Origin of the sequence: Citrobacter sp. RHBSTW-00599 (assembly GCF_013784065.1) — a bacterium.
GTDB classification, from domain to species: Bacteria; Pseudomonadota; Gammaproteobacteria; order Enterobacterales; family Enterobacteriaceae; genus Citrobacter; species Citrobacter braakii.
Genome location: NZ_CP056717.1, coordinates 3,458,118 through 3,481,867, shown reverse-complemented (window position 1 = coordinate 3,481,867; position 23,750 = coordinate 3,458,118). Strand labels below are relative to the sequence as shown.

The 23,750-nt window shown below is 53.7% G+C and carries 21 protein-coding genes and 1 pseudogene; 10 read left to right on the top strand and 12 right to left on the bottom strand.

Annotated features, from left to right (window positions below; genetic code table 11):
- The 5 genes from HV243_RS17155 to HV243_RS17135 all read right to left on the bottom strand — a co-directional run bounded on the left by HV243_RS17155 (window position 1) and on the right by HV243_RS17135 (window position 6,734).
- Complete coding sequence (locus HV243_RS17155) at window positions 1-1,443, bottom strand: type II and III secretion system protein (protein WP_053389691.1); 1,443 nt, start codon at window positions 1,441-1,443, stop codon at window positions 1-3.
- 20 nt (window positions 1,444-1,463) lie between these two features.
- Window positions 1,464-1,919: a TcpQ domain-containing protein gene (locus HV243_RS17150; protein ID WP_047359454.1), complete on the bottom strand. Its 456-nt coding sequence runs from the start codon at window positions 1,917-1,919 to the stop codon at window positions 1,464-1,466.
- 16 nt (window positions 1,920-1,935) lie between these two features.
- Window positions 1,936-4,113 (bottom strand): type II secretion system protein, encoded by a 2,178-nt coding sequence (locus tag HV243_RS17145; RefSeq protein ID WP_131351989.1) that lies wholly within the window; start codon window positions 4,111-4,113, stop codon window positions 1,936-1,938.
- 84 nt (window positions 4,114-4,197) lie between these two features.
- Window positions 4,198-4,902, bottom strand: coding sequence for a type IV pilus major pilin (locus HV243_RS17140; RefSeq protein ID WP_046274623.1), 705 nt, complete (start codon window positions 4,900-4,902; stop codon window positions 4,198-4,200).
- 548 nt (window positions 4,903-5,450) lie between these two features.
- On the bottom strand, window positions 5,451-6,734 hold the full coding sequence (locus HV243_RS17135) for a putative acyl-CoA thioester hydrolase (RefSeq protein WP_181603858.1): 1,284 nt from the start codon (window positions 6,732-6,734) through the stop codon (window positions 5,451-5,453).
- A gap of 222 nt (window positions 6,735-6,956) precedes the next feature.
- Here HV243_RS17135 and hutI point away from each other — a divergent pair, with 222 nt between their 5' ends.
- The 5 genes from hutI to hutH all read left to right on the top strand — a co-directional run bounded on the left by hutI (window position 6,957) and on the right by hutH (window position 13,258).
- Complete coding sequence (gene hutI, locus HV243_RS17130) at window positions 6,957-8,180, top strand: imidazolonepropionase (protein ID WP_049269855.1); 1,224 nt, start codon at window positions 6,957-6,959, stop codon at window positions 8,178-8,180.
- The gene (gene hutG / locus HV243_RS17125) at window positions 8,177-9,118 is read left to right on the top strand and encodes a formimidoylglutamase (RefSeq protein ID WP_053388789.1); all 942 of its coding nucleotides are present in this window, start codon (window positions 8,177-8,179) and stop codon (window positions 9,116-9,118) included. Before hutI ends, hutG begins: the two co-directional genes overlap by 4 nt.
- An 87-nt stretch (window positions 9,119-9,205) precedes the next feature.
- On the top strand, window positions 9,206-9,925 hold the full coding sequence (locus HV243_RS17120; RefSeq protein ID WP_053388790.1) for a histidine utilization repressor: 720 nt from the start codon (window positions 9,206-9,208) through the stop codon (window positions 9,923-9,925).
- 125 nt (window positions 9,926-10,050) lie between these two features.
- Complete coding sequence (gene hutU / locus HV243_RS17115) at window positions 10,051-11,736, top strand: urocanate hydratase (protein ID WP_049043080.1); 1,686 nt, start codon at window positions 10,051-10,053, stop codon at window positions 11,734-11,736.
- A gap of 1 nt (window position 11,737) precedes the next feature.
- Window positions 11,738-13,258 (top strand): histidine ammonia-lyase, encoded by a 1,521-nt coding sequence (hutH, locus tag HV243_RS17110; RefSeq protein WP_181603857.1) that lies wholly within the window; start codon window positions 11,738-11,740, stop codon window positions 13,256-13,258.
- 56 nt (window positions 13,259-13,314) lie between these two features.
- On the opposite strand, the gene HV243_RS17105 is transcribed toward hutH, so the two are convergent.
- The 6 genes and pseudogenes from HV243_RS17105 to bioA form a co-directional block, all read right to left on the bottom strand.
- Window positions 13,315-13,791, bottom strand: coding sequence for a kinase inhibitor (locus tag HV243_RS17105; protein WP_046274628.1), 477 nt, complete (start codon window positions 13,789-13,791; stop codon window positions 13,315-13,317).
- 99 nt (window positions 13,792-13,890) lie between these two features.
- Window positions 13,891-14,052, bottom strand: a pseudogene (locus tag HV243_RS25610) (phage tail protein); the annotation flags it as partial.
- Complete coding sequence (locus HV243_RS17100; protein ID WP_047359449.1) at window positions 14,012-14,272, bottom strand: hypothetical protein; 261 nt, start codon at window positions 14,270-14,272, stop codon at window positions 14,012-14,014. The gene HV243_RS17100 and the pseudogene HV243_RS25610, both read right to left, overlap by 41 nt.
- 171 nt (window positions 14,273-14,443) lie before the next feature.
- A complete protein-coding gene (locus HV243_RS17095) occupies window positions 14,444-14,878 on the bottom strand; it encodes a hypothetical protein (RefSeq protein WP_053388791.1) in 435 nt (144 codons plus the stop codon).
- A 154-nt stretch (window positions 14,879-15,032) separates the two neighbouring features.
- Complete coding sequence (locus HV243_RS17090; RefSeq protein WP_165500027.1) at window positions 15,033-15,188, bottom strand: hypothetical protein; 156 nt, start codon at window positions 15,186-15,188, stop codon at window positions 15,033-15,035.
- 48 nt (window positions 15,189-15,236) lie between these two features.
- Window positions 15,237-16,526 (bottom strand): adenosylmethionine--8-amino-7-oxononanoate transaminase, encoded by a 1,290-nt coding sequence (gene bioA / locus HV243_RS17085; protein WP_053388792.1) that lies wholly within the window; start codon window positions 16,524-16,526, stop codon window positions 15,237-15,239.
- Window positions 16,527-16,602: 76 nt separating this feature from the next.
- Between bioA and bioB the strand changes: the two genes are divergently transcribed.
- From bioB to bioD, 4 genes are read left to right on the top strand one after another with little or no spacing between them, the layout of a single operon-like run.
- Window positions 16,603-17,643: a biotin synthase BioB gene (bioB, locus tag HV243_RS17080; RefSeq protein WP_029139462.1), complete on the top strand. Its 1,041-nt coding sequence runs from the start codon at window positions 16,603-16,605 to the stop codon at window positions 17,641-17,643.
- On the top strand, window positions 17,640-18,797 hold the full coding sequence (gene bioF / locus HV243_RS17075) for an 8-amino-7-oxononanoate synthase (RefSeq protein ID WP_053388793.1): 1,158 nt from the start codon (window positions 17,640-17,642) through the stop codon (window positions 18,795-18,797). Before bioB ends, bioF begins: the two co-directional genes overlap by 4 nt.
- Window positions 18,781-19,536: a malonyl-ACP O-methyltransferase BioC gene (gene bioC, locus HV243_RS17070; protein ID WP_016156049.1), complete on the top strand. Its 756-nt coding sequence runs from the start codon at window positions 18,781-18,783 to the stop codon at window positions 19,534-19,536. The genes bioF and bioC overlap by 17 nt, the downstream gene beginning before the upstream one ends.
- On the top strand, window positions 19,529-20,227 hold the full coding sequence (gene bioD, locus HV243_RS17065; RefSeq protein ID WP_047359447.1) for a dethiobiotin synthase: 699 nt from the start codon (window positions 19,529-19,531) through the stop codon (window positions 20,225-20,227). The genes bioC and bioD overlap by 8 nt, the downstream gene beginning before the upstream one ends.
- On the opposite strand, the gene HV243_RS17060 is transcribed toward bioD, so the two are convergent.
- The gene (locus HV243_RS17060) at window positions 20,193-20,915 is read right to left on the bottom strand and encodes an ATP-binding cassette domain-containing protein (RefSeq protein WP_047359446.1); all 723 of its coding nucleotides are present in this window, start codon (window positions 20,913-20,915) and stop codon (window positions 20,193-20,195) included. The genes bioD and HV243_RS17060 overlap by 35 nt on opposite strands.
- 770 nt (window positions 20,916-21,685) lie before the next feature.
- On the opposite strand from HV243_RS17060, the gene uvrB reads away from it, so the two are divergent.
- Window positions 21,686-23,707, top strand: a complete 2,022-nt coding sequence (uvrB, locus tag HV243_RS17055) for an excinuclease ABC subunit UvrB (protein WP_016152344.1) — start codon at window positions 21,686-21,688, stop codon at window positions 23,705-23,707.
- Window positions 23,708-23,750 lie beyond the last annotated feature (43 nt).

Below are 23,750 nucleotides of genomic sequence, written 5' to 3'. Positions count from 1 at the left end.
TCATCGGGTCTGCGTTGGGGCACGGTAATTATCAATACCGACTACCATAACCACGGTTTCGACATGATCGCTGTTGGTGACCGAACCTGCCAGCACCGACCATCCCTGACCGTCAGCATCCTCTTTCGCTTCGTATTTGCTGACCAGCAGCAGGCTACCCGGCGTAATAGTGGAAATGTTAAACATTTCCGTCGTGCTTACCGACGGCAACTGAACTTCATCAAAGGTATCGATTGAGTTGAGGTAGCGCTTGGTAAAGCCGCTGGCCACTTCAATTCGCCCGTCGGTTAAGATACGTGGGGTAAGAATAAAGCTGGTGCCGGTGACCAGTTCCGTGGTTTCCACCTCCGTACTGACGTCTCCTGAATTGGAGTCTTCTTCCCTGGTGCGACTTGAAACATAATATTGCGACGTGGTCATGTTGAGCGGAATAGGGATGTTATTACGGGTAATAAACGAACCGCTCTGGATCACCTTACTGCCGGTGAGTTCGTACAGGGCATCCAGTTGAGAGCTGATATTCATATGCTGATTGGTCCAGCCTGCGGTTAAGCCTCCGGAGAGCTTCATCAGCATTTCTGAACTGTCGATACCAAAAGAGGAGGTCCCGTCGTTGAAGGTCATATTGACCCCACCGCCCAGCTCTTTCGTTTTGCGCTTATCAAGGGTAAATATTTTGTAAGTCACGACAAACTGACGGGTATTATCCGCCTGGAATTTCTTCAGCGACTCATTCAGCGCGTGATACTCCGAAGGACGCGCGGTGATCGTCAGAATCGAGGCGTCTTTGAAAATACTGTAAACGCCGCTGGAGACAAATTTTTCAGCCATATCCTCAACGTCGTCCCAGAAGCTGGATTCAAACTTGGTTTCGGCTTTGCCTTTCAGACCGCCGCCGGAAGTGGCTTCATTACCGGACAGGTCGAGACTGGTCTCAAACTTGTTGTCTTCGCCGTAAAAATCGAGCTTCAGCACATAGTTCTGGAAATAAGAGACGACCAGTACGCCGTTGTTATCCAGCAGCGGATTCACGTCATACAGCGCGGAAATATAGCGGGTAAATTCCTCAAACGTTCCGTTGAACTTAACGCTGCGGAACTCCGGTTCCCCCGCATCCGATTTTCCACCGGGAACGGAAGTATTAATACGGTAGCTAATACCGGTTTGCGCGGTTACCGCCTCAAGGATTGTCGCCAGATCGGTAGGCTCGTAAGACTGAATACTCACCTGCTTACGCAGCAGCGCCTGTTTACGGGAGTTATATTCAACCTTTTTGCCCAGATAAGGCTCGTTATATTTCATATAACCGGTCGTTTTCATTTCATCCGCAGTGGTCGGGTTGCCGGTTTCCTGCTGGACAATACTTTTATCGTACTTGGTATCAATAGACGTACAACCCTGAAGAGCCAGCGTCAACGCCAGAAGCGAAACTTTAATTTTCATAGCATTATTCCCTTGCGTAATTACTGCTCATCAATGATCAGTACGTTATTCGCCTGGTAGTCTTTAATCACCAGCCCGTAGTTTTCTGACGTAAATACTTGTCCAAGTTTAACCAGTACATCCTGTGTTGATTTACCCTGCAAATGAATTGCCTTGTAAATAACAAAATCAGTTGAGCTGTTCCAGAGCAGCTTATAGCCATTTTGCTGCGCCCATTTTGTGAGCTGCTGGCTTAATAACTCTTCTTCCAGTAAATCAATTTTTATTTCCACTACTGGCGCACTGACAGGCGTGACGTTTTTCACCGTATCATCCCCGGAAAAGGGATTTCGCGGTGTGGTTGTACTTTCTTTCACTGGCGTGGTGGTTAACATCCCTGCGTCAATTTTTTGCCCGGCTGGTGCGCTGGCGGCAAAACTTCCCTGGCTGCCTAATAATGCGGACACGGCAGCCCCAATTATCCATGTTTTTTTCATCTTACTCTTCCAATGATTAATAGGTGATTCTTTCATGGTCCGGAATATCAAGTTCATTACCGTTTTCTTTATAAAACTTAAGATCGTTATCTTCCGCAACAAGAGAATGGAGCACATACTTATTCGGCTCCGCCTCAGTCCAGGCGTGACCTTCGGATGAAATCATTCCCCCCTGCGGGATTGTGCTGCACCACTGGTTAATTACCACTGAGAGAGACTGTGGGTTTATTTTATTCACATTTTTTTTGCCATCAGGGGTAATCGTTGCCGACGCGGCGCTGATTAACCAGAAGGGCTCGTCCAGATTATTACTTGTGCCTTTAAACCATTTCTCCGCGATCCAGTCCTCAAAGATTCCGTTTACGTTCGCTTTATCCGGGACGTTGGCAGAGACAATATCTTTGTTCACCACAATGTTGGCCTGGATCGCCACAGCTGCTACCGCGCCCACAGGTTTCGGATCGTTCTTACTCTTGTAGCTATTCGTCCGGGTTGCCCCCTGCTGGGTATAGTCGAAATAGCCACCGGTTTTGTTTGCCCCATCATCCTCATCTGCCGCGACAGATGATATGGCGACCGACAGGCGGGGATAGAGGCTACGCAGCTTGGTTTTACGATCTTTATCGATACCGGTTACTTTAGGACACGTTTGCAACGGTAAACGAATCACGCCTGGTTCAGTGAAGAGATTTTTGTAATTATCCTCACTATTCCAGTTTATATAGTCAGCATCAGCAACATCCGGTTTTTTACCCTGCGGATAATTGTTTTTAAATGATTGATAAAAGGTGGTGGTGGGCGTCACCAGCTCATACTGACCATGGAAAGCATCTGCAAATTGATTAGGGAATCTAAGGGTGTCATCATCATCCTGGATACCGTTTTTAAGCCTGTCAGCATCAGTTTCATTGTAAGCCACATACCATTTTTCCGGATGCCTGCGCGAGGTATTTTCCATCACGATATTGGCGTACAGCGTGCCGGTGGTGCCTTTGAGCGAGCTCGGCGAAGCAGGATCCACTTCGCTACCGTCTGTTTTATCCGCGCTGGTACGCAGATGCAGAATGCGATCGTCTGGATTATACGGCGTGCCGTCTGGATTAAGCCTGCCATCCGGATTGACGCCGTTGCTGTTCATTGCCGCCAGGCACAGCGTGCTCTTGTTTTGCTCTCTGCTCCAGCACATCGCCGGTTCGTTTTTATCTTTGTCCGTTGCATCGCTGCTGGTAATCAGCAGGCGGTCTTCATCAATCGCCGTAATACACGGTCCGGCCTCGCCTTTGGCATCGTTCCAGCACAGCTTGGCAGCCGGAACAGAACCATCGGCAGTAATATCTTCACTGTTTTTGTCTAAGCTTAAGCGAATGCCGTAACGTTTATTTGCATCGAGCCTGTCCAGATTATTGGGAACGTCCCCCATCTGCAGCGGTTGGTCTGCGGCCGTTGTTACCAGGTTAAAATTACCGCTATTGTTGACTTCAAACACCACCGCCTGCAGATAACCGAGATCGACGCTTTTCAGCGCTTTTTCCAGCGGCTTAATAAATCCGGCAAAATGGAGGCCTTCGTTCTCGACCTCGTTCTGGTAGACGAGATAGAAGTCGACACGTTCAATGCCCAACCCGCTGGTGCGATTGTTGTTGACGAAGTCCACGCGTTCCAGCACCAGACCCAGCGATTCGGCGCCAGGGCGCAGTTCACACGGCAGCATAGACTCCGTCAGCTTGAAGGGCAGCTTCCCTTTCTCAATATTGCCATTTCTACATTCGCTACCCAGAAACAGATAGCGAGAACCCCGGGTGGGCGATACATCGGTTTGTGTTGACACAGCAGCAGACCAACCGGAATAAAAATTATTATCATCCCTGTCGGGTGAATCCTGTAATGTCCTGTTAGTGACGCGGTTATCATAATTCGCGATATTGACGTGAGTATTTTTTCCGTATAGTGGGTTGGCTTGTTGTGCGCTATTCGTGGTAGCCAGTTTGTCTTGTGCCACAAAGCGCATCACGCCGGAAATATCACGGGCGATCATATCAGCGACAATCAGTTGGTGACTTTGCTGGGCTTCTTTTCGTTTATAATTGGCATAAGTCATCAGGCACATGCCGATAATGGCAAGCACAACAATCATTTCAAGAAGGGTGACGCCTGCCTGACGGCCGTGAGCATTCGTGCTGTGCTTACTTATCATTTATAAAGTCCATTTAGAAGGACTGCCCTCTAATAAAGAGGGCAGAATAAGTACAACAAATTAAAAAAATATTGCCAGTATTTATTAACGGCTACCTAAAACGATAGCGTTAGTTGGACCAGTTGGATCAGTGTCACAGACACCAGTTAAGACGATATTGGCAGGCGTTAACTTATCATCAGTCGTTGTTTTCAAAATACCAGTAGCAGGGTTCGCTTCAACACTGATATCAATTGCTGCAGCATTACCAGACATTGCACCTGCAGCCGCTGTAGTGGTCGCCACATAATCCCATTGAGAACCAATCTGTGACACAATGTTACGGCAATCTTCCTTCTCCAGTCCGTTGATTACCATAAAGAAAGCTTTATTCTTCGCGGCAGTAGCGGAAAGTTTTGCAGGTCCAATTTCAAAAGCATCGTTAGAGAATCCATTGAACGCTTCGCTAGGACCGATTTTACCCATCTTGACCAGACCAACGATTGCGGATGTTCCAGGTGATGTCTCGATCCCAGCTTTTGTTTCTGAATTTGAATCAGCGCGAGCCGGATATTCAGCGGAGTCTTTATACGCCTCTGTCATCGCAACACGGACAGAGTTCGTATTATCGGTCAGGTCTGAAATATCCTGAGATGTAAACGCACGCTGTGCCAGAATAACCACACCGGCGGCAATAATACCGATAATGCCCAGTACAATGATAATTTCAAGCAGCGTCACGCCTTTCTGCTTTTTCAGCTCACGATACTGCGCTGATTTCCTTTTCCATGAATGAATCATGTTTTTCATATCCATAAATCCTTAGATATTAGTTGCTGTAAAAAATTAACCCTGCACTCACTGTGCCGAAATATTATATGCGGCATTTTTCGTAAATCACCAGAAGTCAAAAGCTGTGATGGGATAATTAGGAATAAAGGTTACTGGTCAGATGAGTTGTTTTTGAATAAAATTTCACAATATATATATTATATATTGGAAATATCGTAACGGGTTTTTTGATTTATTTTTAGAAAAATTTACGGTAATTTTCCTTTTCCGGAAAGTGATATATATTGACAATGCTCATACATTAAAATTAATATGGCTTGGCTTTTTATCTATTTTAGGTTAAAAAGTGAGTTTAGCGGCAAAACAATATTTGTCCAATTAAACGTTACTGTAACTTACTTACGTAAGCGCCTGGGCTTGCCTTCATACAACTCGAATTATTTTGGCTATAAATAGATCGATTTCAAACCTGCATTGGTGAAAATATGACCTGTGTGAAGAAAAGACGTTGAAAGCGGTGAAGGGGGCTGGCGGGAGTGTTCCCGCCAGCGGTTTGATGGCTGTGATTACTGCTTCGGTTCGGCAACCACTTTGCTACCGATACCGCGGTTGTTGTATTCCCACATGCGGTTAAAGTTGGTGTCGTTCAGGTTGCGCTGGATTTCACCTTTGTCATCTTGTGCACCGGTATTACCGGCAAAAGGACGCTTCGAGATAACGCTGTCAGCCCATGGTTTTGCCATGTTAAAGCCTTCGTTGATCACGCTGTCGCGGATAACGACCTGACCGTTAGTGTTCGAATCGACATCCAGCGAGCGGCCCAACTGTGCCACGCCATCACCACTCGCCGTGAAGCGGCTATTTGTGGCGAGGAAGCCGTAGTAGATGTTTGACAGCGTCGCTGGTGCAAACACATAGGCTTCCTGCTGCGTACGGGAGTTCACAACACGGAAATCGGTGTTATCGAACACCACGGCGCCGCGACCGGAAACAATATCCACATCCCCTTCAATGTAGCTGTTGGTTACCAAAGTACGCGGTTGACGATCGTTTTCCAGACGGTTTTGTACGCCGCTGTTAGTCACGAAAAACGTATTCTGGCGACCGAGGATGTTGACCTTATTGATCTGCACTTTATCGCCATCGGTACGTAGCGCAACGGCCGGGTGATTACCCGCATCAACGCTGTCACCCAGATTGTTTTCGATGGTTAGGTTCTGCAATTGCAGACCGTTATTTTGCGACCAGACGACGGCAGAACACATCACGCCAATATTTGTGCCGCGCTTGTTCTGGCAATTATCAAACATATACCACGCCGGTTTACCCGGCATGTATTTACCGCCCGGGTTCACCGTACGACGCCAGTCTGCGGTGCTCATGTCACCATCAATAGCCTGGCCAATTTTTACATCCAGCGGTTTTTCGCCCATGCCGTACAGCGTCAGACTTCCCGTTGCTGCCGGGATATATACCGTGCCCTGATACTCGCCCGGCATAATCGCGATGTACTGACGTTTGTTAGTACGCTTGATGATTGCCGCATCAACCGCAGCCTGAATGCTGGTATGGGTGTCGCCCTGAGTCCCAGCCGGGCCAACCACGAAGTCAGGCTGTGCAGGCAGAGAAATAGCAGAAGGGCTCCACGGCGCGGTGTTTGGCGTCAGCGCGGAAAAATAGTGCGCAGCAACGAAGTTATTCGCTTCATTGGCCGACAAGATCGGGCGCGAAGAGGTACCTGGCGCGGTCTGATCGGAAGGAATTTGATCGGGCGGCGTAGAGCTACAGGCGGTCAGCGTCACGCCAAAAGCCATTGCCAGCGCCAGACGGGAAACTGATGATATGTTCACAGGTTGCTCCGGGCTTTGAAAGTTATCCATTGAAGCCTGCTTTTTTATACTAAGTTGAGCGAAACGGGAAGGTTAAAAGGTAAAAAGTTGTTTTTATCGCCGTAATGCCCGGCGCGGAGAGTCCGTATATCACAAATACATAACAATTACGGTCTTCAGGTTGACAACATCCGTATAATCAAAAATAAATGTCTATACAACCTATGACAAGTGGTGAGTCGAATGCAGCAATTCTTCCCTGATGATGTTATCTGGCGCAATGTTCGTCTGGCGACCATGGATCCCGAACGTAACACCCCGTATGGGCTGGTGGAGGGTCATGCGCTGATCGTCCGCCAGGGGAAGATTCGCGATATCGTCCCGGAGTCATCGCTCTATCTCACACATGACAATACCTTTGATATGCAGGGCAGGCTAATTACACCAGGCCTGATTGACTGTCATACGCATCTGGTCTTTGGTGGAAACCGTGCAGGTGAATGGGAGCAGCGGCTAAACGGTGTCTCCTACCAGCAGATAAGCGCCCAGGGCGGGGGTATCAATGCCACCGTATCAGCAACCCGCAGCGCCAGTGATGAGCAACTCTTACATCTAGCGCATCAGCGTATGGAACAGCTGATCAAAGAAGGCGTTACCTTGCTGGAAATAAAATCCGGTTACGGCCTGGATTTGCAGACAGAAGAGAAAATATTGCGTGTGGCAGCGGCGCTGGCGGCGGAGAATATCATTGAAATAAGCCCCACGCTGTTGGCTGCCCATGCGACTCCAGCAGAATACCGGGATGATCCTGACGGCTATATTACGCTGGTGTGCGAGACCATTTTGCCGCAGCTGTGGGAACAAGGGCTGTTTGAGACCGTCGATCTGTTTTGTGAAAGCGTGGGTTTTTCGTTGGCACAGAGCGAGCGGGTGTTTCAGGCCGCGCAGGCGTTGGGCATCCCGATTAAAGGCCATGTTGAACAGCTGTCATTGCTGGGTGGCGCACAGCTGGTAAGCCGCTACCACGGGTTATCCGCCGATCATATTGAATATCTCGATGAAGCGGGCGTAGCGGCGATGAGCCAAAGCGGTACGGTCGGCGTACTGCTGCCCGGCGCATTCTATTTCCTTAAAGAGCAACAGCGTCCGCCGGTGGCATTGCTGCGTCAGTATCAGGTACCGATGGCGGTGGCGACAGATTTTAACCCGGGTACCAGCCCGTTTATCAGCCTGCACTGGGCGATGAATATGGCCTGCGTTCAGTTTGGCTTAACGCCGGAAGAAGCATGGGCGGGCGTCACCCGTCATGCGGCCCGGGCGCTGGGACGTCATGCCACTCATGGTCAATTGAAGGCCGGGTTTGTGGCCGATTTTGTGGTGTGGGATGCAACTCTCCCGGTCGAGATCCTGTATGAACCGGGGCGTAACCCGCTCTACCAACGCGTATTCAAAGGACAAATAGTATGACTCACTGGCAACCTGTTTCACCTGCGCTGTGGCAGGGACGTGATGACCGCGCCGAATCGCCGAATGCGCTGCGCCTGTTTCAGACTATCACGCTGAGCCCGACATTTAGCCCAGAAATGTATCGCGAGAAGATAGCGCTGCTTGGGTTTGCCTGCGACGAAGGCGTGAAACGTAATCAGGGCCGGACGGGAGCCGCCGGAGCGCCCGATGTGCTGCGCAAGGCGCTGGCGAATTTAGCCAGCCACGATGGGCATCATCGGCTGGTAGATCTGGGAAATATTGTGGCCCAGGCCCCCGACCTTGAGGGCGCGCAGCAGGCGCTACGCAATGCGGTGCAGCGCTGTCAGCAGGAGAATATACGTACCTTTGTTCTGGGGGGAGGACACGAAACCGCATTTGCGCACGGCGCAGGCGTGTTGGATGCGTTCCCGCAGGCGAAAGTGGGGATCGTCAACTTCGATGCGCACCTCGATTTGCGCCATGCCGATCAGGCTACTTCCGGTACACCGTTTCGCCAACTGGCGCAGCTTTGCGATGAACAGCAGCGTGAATTTCACTATGCCTGTATCGGCGTCAGTCGGGCGGCAAACACCCAGGCGCTATGGGATGAGGCGCAACGGCTCGGTGTGACCGTGGTGGAGGATCTGTTCTGTGCAACGGCGCAGGCGCAGTTAGCGCAGTTTGTCGCCAACCTGGATGTTATCTATCTGACTATCGATCTCGACGTGCTGCCGGTGTGGGAAATGCCCGGCGTGTCGGCACCCGCTGCGCTGGGCGTACCGTTGGCGACGCTGCTGAATCTGATTGAACCCCTGTGTCGTAGCGGTAAACTGCAGGCGGTGGATATGGTTGAATTTAATCCACGCTTTGACGATGATGCCAGAGCGGCGCGCGTTGCGGCGCGATTAGGTTGGCAAATCGCGCACTGGTGGCACTGATATACCTGATGGCGTTGCGCTTATCAGGTTCGGGTAATGTCTGTAAACTGTACCCACTCACATTCTCAGCTTAAGGAAGGCTTACGCATGCTCCCATCCCGTTCTGCTCCGGCACCTTTTTACGAAAAGGTCAAACAGGAGATCAGCGAAAAGATTGCCAGCGGTATCTGGCAACCTCACGATCGCATTCCCTCTGAGGCGGAGCTGGTGGCGCAGTATGGTTTCAGCCGCATGACCATCAACCGGGCGCTGCGTGAGTTAACGGATGAAGGGTTACTGGTTCGTTTGCAGGGCGTAGGGACGTTTGTCGCCGAGCCGAAGGGCCAGTCTGCGCTATTTGAAATTCGCAGCATCGCGGATGAAATCAACGCCCGTCAGCATCAGCACCGCTGCGAGGTGATCACGCTGGAACGAACCCAGGCAAGCGCGCAGCAGGCTTTGGTGTTAAACGTCAAAGAAGGTACCTCCATTTTTCACTCTGTCATGGTGCACTACGAGAACGAACTGCCGGTGCAGATTGAAGATCGCTGCGTGAATGCCGAAATTGTGCCAGCGTATCTGGCGCAGGATTACAGCCAGACTACGCCGCACGCTTATCTGTCGCTGATAGCCCCTTTAACGGAAGGCGAGCATATTGTTGAAGCGGTCCGCGCCAGTGCCGAAGAGTGCGTGCTGCTGAATATCAAAGAACACGATCCCTGCTTGCTGATCCGCCGTAAAACCTGGTCTGCGTCATCCATTGTCTCTCATGCCCGTTTGCTCTTCCCGGGTTCCCGCTATCGCCTGCAAGGGCGGTTTATGTCCTGAAAAGCGTGATTGCTGCCGCAGTATAATAAAATTGTATCTTTTTTGTTAAAAGCACGCTTGCGACAACTTGTATAGACAAGTATATGTTGCTTATCTGTCCGATCGTTCGCGAGGAGTGCTCTACCATGTCTCATAGCAAGTACCGTCAGCAGGATATTCGTGCCCCACGCGGCACCACGTTAACGGCCAAAAGCTGGCTGACCGAAGCGCCGCTGCGCATGTTAATGAACAACCTGGATCCCGATGTGGCGGAAAATCCGCATGAGCTGGTGGTATACGGCGGGATTGGTCGCGCCGCGCGGGACTGGGAATGTTATGACGCCATCGTCAACGCGCTGACCAAACTGGAGACCGATGAGACCCTGCTGGTCCAGTCCGGTAAACCGGTTGGCGTTTTCAAAACCCATGATAATGCGCCGCGCGTGCTGATTGCCAACTCCAACCTGGTGCCACATTGGGCTACATGGGAACACTTCAACGAGCTGGACGCCAAAGGGCTGGCGATGTATGGCCAGATGACCGCCGGGAGCTGGATCTACATCGGCAGCCAGGGCATCGTGCAGGGGACTTATGAAACCTTCGTTGAGGCTGGGCGTCAGCATTATCAGGGTAACCTGAGCGGACGCTGGGTGCTGACCGCCGGGCTGGGCGGCATGGGAGGGGCGCAACCGTTAGCCGCAACGCTGGCAGGTGCTTGCTCGCTGAATATTGAGTGCCAGCAAAGCCGGATCGATTTCCGTCTGCGTACCCGCTACGTGGATGAGCAGGCGACATCGCTTGACGACGCGCTGGCGCGTATCGAAAAGTACACCCGCGAGGGTAAAGCGGTCTCCATTGCGCTATGCGCTAACGCCGCCGACGTTGTGCCGGAACTGGTGAAGCGTGGTGTGCGCCCGGATATGGTCACTGACCAGACCAGCGCCCACGATCCGCTGCATGGTTATCTGCCGTCCGGCTGGAGCTGGGAAGCGTATCAGGCGAAAGCGGTGTCCGATCCGCAGGGCACGGTACAGGCGGCGAAACGCTCAATGGCAACACACGTTGAGGCAATGCTGGCGTTCAGCAAAATGGGCGTGCCGACGTTTGATTACGGCAATAACATTCGCCAGATGGCCAAAGAGATGGGCGTGGAAAACGCCTTTGATTTCCCTGGTTTCGTCCCTGCTTATATTCGCCCCCTGTTCTGCCGCGGCATTGGCCCGTTCCGTTGGGTGGCGCTTTCCGGCGATCCGCAGGATATTTATAAAACGGATGCCAAAGTGAAAGAGATCGTGGCTGACGATAAACATCTGCACCACTGGCTCGATATGGCGCGTGAGCGGATTAACTTCCAGGGATTACCGGCGCGTATCTGCTGGGTCGGTCTGGAATGGCGTCAAAAACTGGGGCTGGCGTTTAATGAAATGGTGCGCAGCGGCGAAGTGTCTGCGCCGATTGTTATTGGCCGTGATCATCTGGATTCCGGCTCCGTCGCCAGCCCGAACCGCGAAACCGAAGCCATGCGCGACGGTTCTGATGCAGTATCCGACTGGCCGCTGCTGAACGCGCTGCTTAACACCGCCAGCGGTGCAACCTGGGTGTCACTGCATCACGGTGGCGGGGTAGGAATGGGCTTCTCCCAGCATGCCGGGATGGTGATTGTTTGCGATGGCACTGATGAAGCCGCAGCGCGTATCGCCCGGGTATTACATAACGATCCGGCTACCGGGGTGATGCGCCACGCCGACGCCGGGTATGACATTGCGGTGGAATGCGCCGTCGAAGAAGGGCTGAATTTGCCGATGGTCGCGGCGACGCAGGAGAAACGTTGATATGAACACCATGACATTAACGCCGGGTCATCTGAGCTTTGCGCAACTGCGCGACATCTGGCAGCAGCCGGTCAAACTGAGCCTGGATGCCGGGGCGATTGATGCGATCAACGCAAGCGTCGCCTGCGTCAATAATATTGTCGCTGAAGGCCGTACGGCGTATGGCATTAATACCGGCTTTGGCCTGCTGGCTCAGACCCGTATCGCCACGGAAGATTTGCAGAATTTACAGCGTTCTCTGGTGCTTTCCCATGCGGCAGGCGTTGGTGAGGCGCTCGATGACGCGATGGTTCGCCTGATTATGGTGCTGAAAATCAACAGCCTGGCGCGGGGTTTTTCGGGTATTCGTCTCAGCGTGATTGAAGCGCTGATTGCGCTGGTGAATGCCGGGGTGTATCCGCTGATCCCGGCGAAAGGGTCAGTGGGCGCATCGGGCGATCTGGCACCGCTGGCGCATATGTCTCTGACGCTGCTGGGCGAAGGTAAAGCGCGCTGGCAGGGGGAATGGCTTCCGGCGACTGAAGCGCTGAAAAAGGCCGGACTGGAGCCGATTACGCTGGAGGCGAAAGAAGGGCTGGCGCTGCTCAACGGTACCCAGGCTTCCACAGCCTTTGCGCTGCGTGGGTTAATTGAAGCCCAGGAGCTGTTCGCGTCTGCGACGGTGTGTGGGGCGCTGACCACCGAAGCGGTATTGGGCTCTCGTCGTCCGTTTGATGCCCGTATTCATGCCGCACGAGGACAGCGTGGGCAGATTGATGCCGCAGCGCTGTACCGCCATGTGTTGACCGACACCAGCGCACTTTCTCAGTCGCATCATAACTGTGAAAAAGTGCAGGATCCGTATTCTTTGCGCTGTCAGCCGCAGGTGATGGGGGCGTGCCTGACGCAAATGCGTCAGGTAATGGAGGTCTTACTGGTAGAAGCCAACGCGGTTTCCGACAACCCGCTGGTGTTTGCCGAAGAGGGCGATGTCATTTCCGGCGGCAACTTCCATGCTGAACCGGTGGCGATGGCGGCAGATAATCTGGCGCTGGCGATTGCGGAAATCGGGGCGTTATCAGAGCGACGCATTGCGCTGATGATGGACAAACATATGTCGCAGTTGCCGCCGTTCCTGGTGAAAAACGGCGGGGTGAACTCCGGCTTTATGATTGCTCAGGTAACCGCGGCCGCGCTGGCGAGCGAGAACAAAGCGCTGGCGCATCCGCACAGCGTGGACAGCCTGCCGACCTCCGCCAACCAGGAAGATCATGTGTCTATGGCACCGGCAGCGGGCCGCATGTTGTGGGAGATGGCAGCGAATACGCGCGGCGTGATTGCCGTGGAGTGGCTGGCGGCGTGTCAGGGGATTGACCTGCGTGAAGGGTTAACCTCAAGCCCGCTGCTGGAGCAGGCGCGCCAGGCTCTGCGCGAGCAGGTTGCCCACTATACGCAGGATCGCTTTTTTGCTCCGGATATTGAGTGCGCAACCGAACTGTTAGCCCAGGGGGCATTGTTGAAATTGTTGCCTGAATTTCTGTAGATAAGCCTTGTTTAGTAGGCCGGATGCGGCGAAGCCGACATCCGGCACAACACAGCTTAACTGAACAGCGCCGTAATCGAGGCGCTGGCGAGCGAGTGGAAGTGAACGTTAAAGCCAACCATCGCGCCGCTGGCGTCCTCATCGACATCAATACGCTCCACATCTAGCGCGTGAACCGTAAAGATATAGCGATGGGTTTCCCCCTTCGGCGGCGCAGCACCGCCATAACCTGCTTTACCAAAATCCGTACGGGTCTGAATCACCCCATCCGGCAGCGCAACCAGCCCGGAGCCGAAGCCTTGCGTGAGTACGCGGGTATCTGCTGGCAGATTTACCACCACCCAGTGCCACCAGCCGGAGCCGGTTGGCGCATCAGGATCGTAGCAGGTCACGACAAAGCTTTTAGTCCCTGCGGGCACGTCATCCCACGCCAGATGCGGGGAAATATTATCCCCGTCATATCCCATGCCGTTAAAGACGTGGCGATGCGCAAGCTTTTCGCCATCGCGCAGATCGTTACTGATTAGTTTCATGCTGACTCCTCTCGTTAGCCAAAAAGTGTAGCCAGGAACCGTATGTAGCGTGGCGAAATATTCTGGACTGTTTTGCGTTCAATCAAGGGTGGCAAATCCGGTTTCGTGCAAATCAAGGTATGTGAGAATGTCGGCAATAGTGTTCTTGCTGATAATGTCACGACCAACAGAAGTTAAATCAGCCAGCGCTGCCTTATCCTCTCCGGTGAAGTAGGGTACTTTATTCGCACTGGTGACCAGTCCAGCCAGTGCGGCATCGAGTAAACTCCAGATACTCCTTCTCGGCGGTGTCAGGGAAAATCTGGCGAATAATCCAGCCCTGATAGGCGTAGAGATCGTCCGCCACGCCTGATACAGCATTAGCCCGGACGGCGTAGTCGCTGTCGCTGCTGGTGTCGACGTTCTCATCGGGTAGCGCGTTCTGAATATCGCGTAACTGGCGGTCGGTACTTTCCGCAACGGTCGGGACGGGAAATGTCATTAAATAATCCTTACTGGGTGCCGGAACGTGTGCGGGGTGCCGGTGCTGTCGGTTAAACCCACTGCATGAGCGGTTATTGTGTGGTGTTGAGTATTCAGGGAGCGGCTGCGGCACGAAAAATCAAAGGGAAGCGGAGGAAAGGACCCGGCCATATTGACCGGGTTAATTATCTTACTTAACCTGACGGGCTTTGTCTGCTTTCCATTCCTCATATGTTGCTTCGAGGAACCACAAGCAGCGAGCGCCCTTATCAGTGCTTAACAACGCAGGACGTGTCCGCTGATAAAAATCCTCAACGGTTGCTGGAGCTTCAACAGGCACTCCGCAGACAATATCAGTCCCGATCATGTGCGGCCATTTTCCCGCGTCAATGACGCTGAGCGCATCAAGAGCGCCGGTTGTATTTGCTGTTAGGGCAGCAGATAAAGCATCTTCCAGTTTAATGGCCTGCTTAACATCTGCCGCAGCCGCGAGTTCTGGCGTTTTATTCAGCCACGCTTGAACGCCCGTAGCCACGCCTTTCAGCGCATCGGGCCAGTTCACTTCGCCAGCTGCTGAAGTGGCCACAATAAACGGAAGTAGTAGCAATAATGCGAGCCGTTTCATCGTACAACCTCAAGCGGGCCGCCTTCACGTCCATGAACATCGACGGAACCTTTGATATCAGCGCCGCCGTCATCTTTGAGCCATAAATAAGCTGGAATAGCCATTTCCTTAAAACTCCATTTAAGGAAAATCTCATAAAATCCTTTCACTTTAATCACTTACGTGAAAAATTCACGCTATCGCTTACTAAAACACCCGTCAATTTTTGCTCAGCATCGATATAAAACGATTTACAATTTCTTTGATGCAAATAAAAAAAGGCCGGAATAATCCGGCCTTCATGTCTAAATATTGTTACTTCATCAGTCATCGAATAATCCGGGCTGTTTCACTTTTCCACGTCCGGACCGGGCGCTGATTAATCGCTAAAAAATGTTGCACTGCGCACAGCCTCGTTTACGGCCTGGGTCAGACGACGCAACTGATCGGGCTGAATAATGTACGGCGGCATCAGATAGATCAGTTTGCCAAACGGTCGTACCCACACACCCTGTTCAACAAAGAACTTCTGTAACGCCGCCATATTCACCGGATGCGTGGTTTCGATCACACCGATGGCGCCGAGTACACGCACGTCGGCTACCCAACTCGAGTCTGCCGCCGGGGCGAGTTCTGTCCGCAGTTGCGCTTCAATAGCCGCTACCTGTGAGCGCCACTCACCGGTTTCGAGTAACGACAGGCTGGCGGAGGCGACGGAGCAGGCCAGCGGATTACCCATAAAGGTTGGACCGTGCATGAAGCATCCGGCTTCACCGTTGCTGATGGTTTCGGCGACCTGACGCGTGGTCAGGGTGGCGGAAAGGGTCATCGTTCCGCCGGTTAACGCTTTGCCGAGGCACAAAATGTCCGGAGTTATGTTGGCGTGTTCACAGGCAAAAAGCTTGCCTGTACGACCAAATCCGGTGGCGATTTCATCGGCAATCAGCAGGATCCCTTCACGGTCGCACATCTTACGGATGCGTTTTAACCATTCGGGATGATACATGCGCATGCCGCCAGCGCCCTGCACAATCGGCTCAAGGATCACCGCCGCAATCTCGTGGCGATGCGCGGCCATCAGGCGGGCAAAAGGCACCATATCCAGTTCGTCCCACTCGCCGTCCATGCGGCTTTGCGGGGCGGGCGCAAACAGGTTCTCCGGCAGATAACCCTTCCACAGACTGTGCATCGAGTTGTCGGGATCGCAGACCGACATCGCGCCGAAGGTATCGCCGTGATAACCGTTTCGAAATGTCAGGAAACGCTGACGGGATTCGCCTTTGGCCTGCCAGTATTGCAGCGCCATTTTCATTGCTACTTCTACGGCGACCGAACCTGAATCCGCGAGAAAAACGCACTCCAGCGCCTCTGGCGTCATCGCCACCAACTGGCGGCACAGCGCAATGGCCGGGGCATGGGTAATGCCGCCAAACATCACATGTGACATGGCATCAATCTGCGTTTTCATCGCGGCGTTCAGCTGTGGGTGATTGTAACCGTGGATCGCCGCCCACCAGGACGACATGCCGTCTATCAGCCTCTCACCGCGGGCTAAAATCAGTTCGCAACCTTCGGCACGCGCCACCGGATAAACCGGTAACGGGGAGGTCATGGAGGTGTAAGGGTGCCAGATATGGCGTTGGTCAAACGCAAGATCGTCCGTTGTCATAATCGACTTGTAAACCAAATTAAAAAGATTTAGGTTTACGAGTCTACACCAAACTCATAACGAAACGTATACCAATATGGCTCATTCTTCTCGCTGGACAATGTCGCAAGTCACCGAATTATTTGAAAAACCGCTGTTGGATCTGCTGTTTGAAGCGCAGCAGGTTCACCGTCAGCACTTTGATCCGCGGCAGGTTCAGGTCAGTACGCTGCTGTCGATTAAGACCGGTGCCTGCCCGGAAGACTGCAAATACTGCCCGCAAAGCTCCCGCTATAAAACCGGTCTGGAAACGGAACGTTTGATGGAGGTTGAACAGGTACTGGACTCTGCGCGTAAAGCGAAACAGGCCGGTTCAACGCGGTTTTGCATGGGCGCGGCGTGGAAGAATCCACACGAACGCGACATGCCCTACCTGGAACAGATGGTTCAGGGCGTAAAAGAACTGGGGCTGGAAGCGTGTATGACGCTGGGTACGCTGAACGAAAATCAGGCCCAGCGGCTGGCCAATGCGGGTCTGGACTACTACAACCATAACCTCGATACCTCGCCGGAATTCTACGGCAATATCATCACAACCCGTTCGTACCAGGAGCGCCTGGATACGCTGGATAAAGTGCGTGAGGCGGGCATTAAAGTTTGCTCCGGCGGGATTGTGGGACTGGGGGAAACGGTGACCGACCGCGCGGGTCTGTTGCTGCAATTAGCGAATCTGCCAACGCCGCCAGAAAGCGTGCCGATCAACATGCTGGTGAAAGTGAAAGGCACGCCGCTTGCCGATAACGACGATGTGGATGCCTTTGATTTTATTCGTACTATCGCCGTTGCGCGGATCATGATGCCGACTTCATATGTCCGTCTTTCAGCCGGACGCGAGCAAATGAACGAACAAACCCAGGCGATGTGCTTTATGGCCGGAGCTAACTCGATTTTCTACGGCTGCAAACTGCTGACCACGCCGAACCCGAACGAAGATAAGGATTTGCTGTTGTTTCGCAAGCTGGGTCTCAATCCGCAGCAAACGGCGGTGCTGGCAGGCGATAACGAACAGCAGCAACGCCTGGAACAGGCGCTGCGTACCCCGGATACCGACGAATACTACAACGCGGCAACCGTATGACCTGGCAGCAAAAAATAGACGATGCGTTAACGGCGCGTCGTCGTGCTGATGCGTTGCGTCGGCGCTATGCGGTGACGCAGGGCGCCGGTCGCTGGCTGCAGGCCGACGGTCGCCAGTATCTGAACTTTTCCAGCAACGACTACCTTGGCTTAAGCCACCATCCGCATATTATCTGCGCGTGGCAGCAAGGCGCTGAGCGTTTTGGCGTCGGCAGCGGCGGCTCGGGTCATGTGAGCGGTTATTCCGTTGCTCATCAGGCGCTGGAAGATGAGCTGGCGCAATGGCTCGGCTATTCACGGGCGCTGTTGTTTATCTCCGGTTTTGCCGCTAATCAGGCGGTCATTGCCGCGCTGATGGGCAAAGAGGACCGGATTGTTGCTGACCGGCTCAGCCATGCCTCACTGCTGGAAGCTGCCAGCCTTAGCCCTGCCGTGCTACGTCGCTTTACCCATAACGATCCGCAACATCTGGAACGTCTGCTGACCAACCCCTGTCCGGGGCAACAACTCGTGGTTACTGAAGGTGTGTTCAGCATGGATGGCGATAGCGCACCGCTGGCGGAAATTCACGCGGTAGCAGAGCGGCAGGGCGCGTGGTTGCTGGTGGATGATGCGCACGGGATTGGCGTCAGCGGTGAGGAAGGGCGCGGCTCGTGCTCCCGACAGCAGGTGAAACCCGAGCTGTTAGTGGTGACGTTTGGCAAAGGGTTTGGCGTCAGCGGCGCGGCAATCTTGTGCTCAGACAGCGTGGCCGATTATCTGCTGCAGTTTGCCCGTCATCTGATCTACAGCACCAGTATGCCTCCGGCGCAGGCCCAGGCCTTGCGCGCCGCGCTGGAGGTGATCCGCAGCCGCGAAGGCGATGAGCGCAGAGAAAAACTGGCGATGCTGATCCAGCGTTTTCGCGCTGGGGTGAATACGCCGGACTTAACGCTGGCGCAGTCAGACAGCGCCATTCAGCCACTGATCGTGGGCGACAATCATAAAGCCTTGCAACTGGCGGAGGCATTACGTCAACAGGGATGCTGGGTGACGGCTATTCGCCCACCGACGGTGCCGGTTGGTACGGCCAGGCTGCGGCTTACGCTGACCCAGGCGCATGAAGTCCAGGATATCGATCGCTTACTGGAGGTGCTGCATGGCGCAGGTCAATAAGCAGGCGATTGCTGCCGCGTTTGGCCGCGCGGCTACTCACTATGAGCAACACGCGGAACTCCAGCGTCAGAGCGCCGATGCGTTACTGGCACGACTCGATGGTCGGGCATTCTCTCAGGTTTTAGATGCGGGCTGCGGACCCGGGCGTATGAGCCGTTACTGGCGGGAGCAGGGGAGCGAGGTCTGCGCGCTGGATCTGTCGGCGCAAATGCTGACTGAAGCACAGCGTCACGATGTCGCCCACCGCTATTTGCTGGCGGATATTGAAGCCATTCCGCAGGCTGCTGCTACTTTCGACCTGGCCTGGAGCAATCTGGCCGTACAGTGGTGCAGTGACCTGCGCGGCGCGTTACGCGAGCTTTACCGGGTGGTGCGTCCTGGCGGGACGGTGGCGTTTAGTACCCTGGCGCAGGGGTCAATGCCGGAACTTCGTCAGGCGTGGCGAGCGGTTGATGAGCGGGAGCACGCCAATCGTTTTTTGCCCGTGGAGCAACTGGAAAACGCCCTGCATGGGTGGGACGTTGAATACCAGTCTCATGCCGTCACGCTGTGGTTTGACGATGCGCTGAGCGCCATGCGCTCGCTGAAGGGCATTGGCGCGACGCATTTGCATGATGGCCGCGAGCCGCGCGTACTGACCCGCTCACAGCTGCGCCAGCTACAGCTAGCCTGGCCCTGCCAGCAGGGGAAATATCCGCTGACCTATCATCTATTTTTGGGAGTGATTCAACGTGATTAACACTTTTTTTGTCACCGGGACGGATACCGAAGTGGGGAAAACTATCGCCAGCTGTGCGTTGCTACAGGCGGCGGGGCAGAGGGGATTGCGAACCGTCGGCTATAAGCCAGTGGCGTCGGGCAGTGAAATGACGGTTGAAGGTCTGCGCAATAGCGATGCCCTGGCATTACAGCGCAACAGCGTTGTGACGGTGGACTATGCGGCTATCAACCCCTATACCTTCGCGGAACCTACCTCACCGCATATCATCAGCGCGGACGAAGGTCGCCCCATTCAGGCCTCTGTAATGTCTGCGGGTTTACGCGCGCTGGAACAACAGGCTGACTGGGTGCTGGTGGAAGGTGCTGGCGGGTGGTTTACGCCGCTTTCGCCAACGCTGAGTTTTGCTGATTGGGTAAAAACAGAGCAGTTGCCGGTTATTCTGGTGGTTGGCGTTAAGCTCGGCTGCATCAACCACGCTGTGCTGACCGCCCAGGCGGTGCAGCAGGCCGGACTGACGCTTGCCGGATGGGTCGCCAATGATGTGACGCCACCTGGCAAGCGTCATGCTGAATATATGGCAACGCTCAGGCGTGTGCTTGCGGCTCCGCTGCTGGGGGAAATTCCCTGGCTGGCAGAAGAGCCGGAGCGGGCATCGACAGGACGTTATATCGATCTTAGCGTTTTGTCTGTAGCGCCCCCCAGTCGGTGATTAGCGGGTTGCTGAGCTGTGTGATTTGCCCCTGAGCCACGTTGCGCCCACGGTGTAACAGGCAGTAGCAGTCAGCGACCCGACGAATAAACGGCAGGCTCTGCTCCGCGAGCATTATGGCGATGCCGAGCTCCTGGCTTAACCTTACCACCAGGTTCCCCAGTTTGTGGATATATGCCTGGCCACTTCCCCGCGTGGGCTCATCGAGGATCAGCAGGCGCGGGCGTGTGACCAGCGCGCTGGCGAGCGCAAGCTGGTGCTGATCATCTTCCGATAATGCCGCCCCTTTGGCCTGACGCAGTACGAACAACTGTGGAAACAGGCGGTAAATATCACTGCTGTTCATCGTTTCGCTTTCCTCAACCGCCTGGCGCGCAATATGCAGATTTTCCTCTACCGTCAATTGCGAAAAAATCCGTCTCTCTTGTGAAACGTAGTTAATGCCCAGCGCGATGCGATTTGCCGCCGGAATGGGACTCAGGTCGCGCGGCGGCGCGCCAGCCTGATGCCAGAACATGGTGCCGCTTTCGATCGGTAAATTGCCGATAATGCAATTGGTCAGCGTAGTCTTTCCCATCCCTGGAAGCCCCAGCACACCGGTACATTTACCGGGCAGCAGGTCGAGATCCACATCCCATAGGGAGTGTTGATTACCGTAATAATGATTCACTGCGCGAAGACTCAACATAGATTCCTCCAGCATGATGCTATCCGCCCCACGTACAGGTCGTCGGAAGAAAATTGCAATTCTCTTGCCAGAAGAGGGATTGGGGTCAAAAAACAGCAGGAGAGTGTGCCGCGCAGGCGGTAACGTCTGGCTAGCCGGAGGGCTGGCGTTGTTTTGTGCACATTGCCAGTGCCTGGCGGTGTCGTAATGGTGCAGGCAAGAAAATGATGAAAATGCGAGCAAGATCCCGGCCATTCCAGGCCGCTTCGTTAGCTGATAAATATCAAAAAATAGCGATAAATTTTTTTTATCCCTCCGGAAAAGGAAGTGAGGGCGTTTTTGCCAGGCTACAGTCCATACGGGCTGGAGGCAGTTATCCACTATTCCTGTGGATAACCTTGTGTATTAGAGTTAGAAAACACAATGTAAGCGAGAGAAGACGCGGCCTGCGACTAAATTGATGCGAAAGACGGCTCGGGATAATAGTCATTAAATTACAGAATGTTAGATAAAATCAATGGCTGTCGCAGAAGTGTCATGCGTTGCCACAAAACTTTCATCGGGCAGCTTGACAAATGTTAAAAAAGTCATTGCTTTGGGGATAACACGTTTTTGCTGGTGTTTTATCTTGTCTGAGGCCAAATTTTAGCCTGCGGTCACGGTCATTCTGATGGCGTATCAGAAATATTCTGGTGCGTTACTGTTTTTTCATCCAGTATATTTTACTGGCAAAATATACGACTGCGAGTAAAATTACACACCTGCCCGCCCATTGCTTCAGGTAGCTGCTCATGAGTAAACCGTTCAAACTAAATTCCGCTTTTAAACCCTCTGGCGATCAGCCTGAGGCTATTCGCCGTCTGGAAGAAGGGCTGGAGGATGGTCTGGCGCATCAGACGCTGCTGGGGGTGACGGGCTCGGGGAAGACATTCACCATCGCTAACGTAATTGCGGACTTGCAGCGGCCTACCATGGTGCTGGCTCCCAATAAGACGCTGGCCGCGCAGCTGTACGGTGAGATGAAAGAGTTCTTCCCGGATAACGCGGTGGAGTATTTCGTCTCCTACTACGACTATTATCAACCGGAAGCCTACGTTCCAAGTTCTGACACCTTCATCGAGAAGGATGCCTCGGTTAACGAACATATTGAGCAGATGCGTCTGTCGGCGACCAAAGCGCTGCTGGAACGTCGGGATGTCGTCGTCGTCGCGTCAGTTTCCGCTATCTATGGTTTGGGCGATCCGGATCTGTATCTGAAAATGATGCTGCACCTGACGGTGGGGATGATTATCGACCAGCGTGCGATCCTGCGCCGCCTGGCGGAACTGCAATATACCCGCAACGATCAGGCATTTCAGCGCGGAACCTTCCGCGTGCGTGGTGAAGTGATCGACATTTTCCCGGCTGAATCCGACGATATCGCGCTGCGCGTGGAACTGTTTGATGAAGAGGTCGAACGTTTATCGCTGTTTGACCCGCTTACCGGGCAGGTTGAATCCACGATTTCGCGCTACACCATCTATCCTAAAACGCACTACGTGACGCCGCGCGAACGTATCGTGCAGGCGATGGAAGAAATCAAAGTTGAGCTGGCAGAGCGGCGCAAGGTCCTGCTGGCAAATAACAAACTGCTGGAAGAACAGCGGCTAAGTCAGCGTACGCAGTTCGATCTGGAAATGATGAACGAGCTGGGTTACTGCTCGGGGATTGAAAACTACTCCCGCTATCTGTCCGGGCGTGGCCCCGGCGAGCCGCCGCCGACGCTGTTTGATTACCTGCCTGCCGACGGCCTGCTGGTGGTGGATGAATCCCACGTCACTATCCCGCAAATTGGCGGTATGTATCGTGGTGACCGGGCGCGTAAAGAGACTCTGGTCGAATACGGATTCCGTCTGCCGTCGGCGCTGGATAACCGTCCGCTTAAATTTGAAGAGTTTGAAGCGCTGGCCCCGCAGACCATCTACGTCTCAGCGACGCCGGGCAACTATGAACTGGAGAAATCCGGTGATGACGTCGTCGATCAGGTAGTACGACCGACCGGCCTGCTGGATCCTATCATTGAGGTACGCCCGGTGGCGACGCAGGTTGACGATCTGCTGTCTGAGATCCGCATCCGTGCGGCGATTAACGAACGTGTGCTGGTCACTACGCTCACGAAACGGATGGCAGAGGATCTCACCGAATACCTCGAAGAGCACGGTGAGCGGGTGCGCTATCTGCACTCAGACATCGATACCGTGGAACGTATGGAAATCATTCGTGACCTGCGTCTGGGCGAGTTTGACGTGCTGGTGGGTATCAACCTGTTACGTGAGGGGCTGGATATGCCTGAGGTCTCACTGGTGGCGATTCTGGACGCAGACAAAGAAGGGTTCCTGCGTTCGGAACGTTCGCTTATTCAGACCATCGGTCGTGCGGCGCGTAATATCAACGGGAAGGCTATTCTCTACGGCGATAAAATTACCGCCTCAATGGCTAAGGCGATAGGTGAAACTGAACGCCGTCGTGAGAAACAGCAGCTCTACAACGAAGAACACGGTATTACGCCGCAGGGGCTGAACAAGAAAGTGGTCGATATTCTGGCGCTGGGTCAGAATATTGCGAAGACTAAGGCGAAAGGCAAAGGGAAGTCACGCGCAGGCGCGAAGTCTGAAATTGTCGAACTGGATATGACGCCAAAAGCGCTGCAGCAGAAGATTCATGAGCTGGAAGGGCAGATGATGCAGCATGCGCAGAATCTTGAATTTGAAGAGGCTGCAACGATCCGCGACCAGTTGCATCAGCTGCGCGAGTTGTTTATCGCGGCATCGTAAGATTGTGCCGGAGGCGGGGGAACCCCCTCATCCGGCCTGTGGG